Annotated in this window: 2 protein-coding genes and 1 pseudogene; all 3 read left to right on the forward strand. The window is 51.3% G+C overall.

Annotated elements, in window-relative coordinates; translation table 11 throughout:
- Positions 1 to 109 (forward strand): annotated as a pseudogene (locus GOX01_RS12310) (IS5/IS1182 family transposase); the annotation flags it as partial.
- 253 nt (positions 110 to 362) lie between these two features.
- Positions 363 to 2378 (forward strand): HAD-IA family hydrolase, encoded by a 2016-nt coding sequence (locus tag GOX01_RS12315; RefSeq protein WP_131973960.1) that lies wholly within the window; start codon positions 363 to 365, stop codon positions 2376 to 2378.
- A 62-nt stretch (positions 2379 to 2440) separates the two neighbouring features.
- Positions 2441 to 3556, forward strand: a complete 1116-nt coding sequence (locus GOX01_RS12320; protein ID WP_170212324.1) for a glycosyltransferase family 2 protein — start codon at positions 2441 to 2443, stop codon at positions 3554 to 3556.
- Positions 3557 to 3671 lie beyond the last annotated feature (115 nt).

Genomic DNA, 3671 nt, shown 5'->3' on the forward strand with positions numbered 1-3671 from the left:
CGTCCGAACAGTGGGTATCACCCGGGCCACAATGAGGATCGGCTTGGCCAATATTGTCTACAACATGCGCCGCTTCCTCTTCCTCGAGAGGTTGAATGCGGGCGCGTAGCCACCCCGGTGGCGATACTCCCCGGTCTGCTCAAATCGCAGAGCGAAAATCAGGATAAGGAACCTGAAATCACGCACAAGAGCACTCAATCAAAGGTTTTTCGAACCCTCCAGGTTTTTCGAACCCTCCATCTCCGATAATGTCTGGAAATCTTGGTCTCTCCGAATTATAGTTAATTTACAAAATTGTTAATATTTCGGGGCCGTAAATTTTTTATTTTATCGCCCCATATTCAAAGAAGATACTGTAATTTATGGTTTCCCGATCCAAAATTCTCGAAAACTGGTATTTTGATCATTACTGGACTGAAAAATTTTCAGATCTTCTCACTGAAGTAGACGCTGTCAGCTTCGATGTGTTTGATACCGCTCTGACCAGAGTGCTGGACTGTCCCGGTGACGTATTTGCCCTGACAGAAGAAAAGCTCATCTCCCGCTTGGGATTCTGCTTCACCGGATATGCCGCATGGCGGGAAGAGGCCGAACGCGAGGCCCGGGGCAAGGCATGGCGGAAAGGTCTCCAAGAAATTCGTTTCACAGATATTCTTGATGCGCTTGTTTCGGCTCAGAGCTTCCTCAGAGAATACCGGCACGAGTTGTTCGAGACAGAAATGCAAGCAGAACGTGAATGTTGCTTCGCTGTTCCTGAAATTAAAGCAGCCTACGAACTCTGCCGAGAAAAAGGCATTCCGGTTCTTTTTGTCTCTGACATGTACCTTCCGGCCTCTGCCATCAGTGATCTTCTTCGTGATGCAGGATACGGCGAGCCAGAACTGGTGGTTTCCTGTGAGACTGGCAGCACAAAATCGGCCGGATCCCAATGGCAGTATGTGAAGGAACGGCTCGGCCGGATGACGAGGATCCTGCACATCGGCGACAATGACTGGAGTGACGGAGAAACAGCTGAAAAGGCCGGACTGCTCACATTGCCGTTCAAGAGAGCCTGCTCAAATCATCGCCCCGGCGGAGGGCTGACACCGTCCGTTCTGCCGTTTTCGCGACTTTTGCGGAAAGAGATACTCGCCAGGAAGCCAGAAGGGGAAAATTATAATCCGACGCGCCTGAATTCTGGCCAGACACTGGAAGTTCTGGGCGCATCTTGGGGGGCGATGGTTGTCGGAGCGTATGTTTGCTGGATTGCCCGGCGGGCACAAGATCTGGGACTTTCTCACATATATTTCTGTGCACCGGACGGATGGCTGCCGCAACGAGCTTGGCATGCGGCAGCCTTGGATAAAGCAACGGGTATCTCCTCAAGCTATCTTTATATTTCACGTCGCTCACTGAATTTCGCGGCTGCCGCAACATCCTGTACACGGGAGTACCTCAGTGAGCGGGCACTGGACACGCTATGCGGAGTTTTTCGAAGTGAACGTTTGGGAGATATTCTCGATCGGGCCGGACTACTGACAGTTCAGCCTCTTGTCGATGATGCCGTGGCGCTTTTCGGAAGTCTGGATAGACCAGTCAGCTGGGATGATGGTCTGGCTGACCTGAAAGCCTGTCTGCGCAGGCATGCTAGCTCTGTTTATCCGGTTTTGCAGTCAAGACTGCTCTCTGTCGTTTCCTACCTCTGCCAGGAGGGTTTGCATCAGGAGAAAGCCGGGATAGTGGATATCGGCTGGCATGGAACACTACAGGTTTCTATGCGCGAAATGCTCAAAAGTGCAGGGTATGAACCTGAGATTTATGGTCTTTATGCCGGGCTCTGGCCCGGGGCGACCAGTAACCGGGCTCGGACGGGCTGGATGGAAAGCGCGTTCCATAACGACTATCAGACGCTTGATCAGGGCTACGGGCTGTATAATAACGTTGCCATTATCGAAAATACGTTCTCCGCTTCAGAAGGCACGACGATCGGGTATGAACCGCGCGGAGGCCGTATCACTCCGATTCTGGCCTCTGCCACAGATGCCGATAATGAGCGTGAATCATTGCTCGCTCCTTTTCAGGATGAAGCTGTCAGAGTGATCAATGATCTGTTCTCCGGTAATCCTATCTGCGGCATCAGTTCGGAAGATCTAACGACTGATGCCGCTCTGGCAGCGATCAGCCGACTGGGCTTATCTCCGACGGAAAGTGAAATCGCGGCGATCGGCTCCATCCATCACGCCATTGACCCTAGCCATATGACGTTGACTCCGATTGTCCGGGAACTCTCTAAGGACTTTCAGTCCGATGACACTCTGGATCTTAGCCACTCGGACTGGATTATCGGATCGGCGCTGACGGCCCTCAAGCGCACGACCTGTCCGCAGCAGTGGGAATGACTGGCTGCGAATATCCGGCATCAGCTGAAAAATTACGATCCCAGAACTCTTGGACAATTCCGATGACAGAATCAGCCTCTCAGAACACCCCTACCCCGTCAGCAGATGTCGCCATTGTCATGCGCACGAAAAACCGCCTACTGCTGCTGCCGCGAGCTTTGGGAAGTGTTCTGCTGCAGAAATTCACACGTTGGCATCTCTATCTGGTCAATGACGGAGGAGATCGCGAGGCACTGGAAGCGCTGCTGGCGACATACAGACCGGTTTTTGGTTCTCGTCTGACGGTTATCCATCATGCACAGAGCCAAGGGATGGAGGCCGCGTCTAATGCAGCACTTGCCGCGGGTACGGAAGAATTCGTGGTGGTACATGACGATGACGATTCATGGGATCCTAACTTTCTTCTGAACACGGTCCTTTTCCTCAGTGATCCGAAGAATGATCGTTACCTCGGTGTGGCCACAAGCTGTTACGTGATTGGAGAAATCATTGAGGAGGATGGCTCCGTCCGGGAAACAGACAAGCATGTGTGGACACGGGAAAGCGGCGCAACAGATTATGTGAAAATGCTGTCTTCAAATACATTTCCTCCGATCTGTTTTCTGTTCCGGAGAAGCGTAATTGAAAAAATCGGCCCCTTTAACGCGACACTTCCCGTTCTAGGAGACTGGGATTTCAATATCCGCCTAATGTCATGTGGCGATATCGGCCATATTGCCACTCCCCTTGCCAATTACTACCACAGGAAAACAGGGAAAAATTCAGTCTACAGCAACTCAGTCATTGGCGGGGCTTCTTCTCATGTCCTGAATAATATTCTTCTCAGAAATAAAACTCTTCGGAATTTACTTGATAAACAGCCTGAGATGCTTGGTCTGTTTATGGCACTTCTGCCACCACTTCATGAAACGAAAGAGACTGCCGGACGGCTGGAATACGAGGTATCTGAAGCCCGGTATCATCTCAAATATCTTGAAGATCTGATTAAGAATAATGCCGGACGCCTCGATCGGATAGAGAGCAGGATATCGGCAACTGATCAGAGAATACAGCCGCAAATCGACCAGATTCAAATGGTGTCGAGATGGCACTGGAAAATGTTGAGGCCGCTACATAAGGTTTGGCGCGTGGCATTGCCTTTTCGTCGTGTCGTTGCCTATATCCGCGGAAGAAGCTAGTGTTCGTGGACATGTGATCTTTTTGACGCAGCATGGATGCTAGGCTCAGGACTCATAGCCAGAACAAGACGGTTGCGGCGAGGCAGACTGCCGAGAAGAAGACGGTCGGGCATCT

The sequence above is a fragment of the Gluconobacter oxydans genome, from assembly GCF_006539685.1.
In the GTDB taxonomy this organism is placed as follows: Bacteria; Pseudomonadota; Alphaproteobacteria; order Acetobacterales; family Acetobacteraceae; genus Gluconobacter; species Gluconobacter oxydans.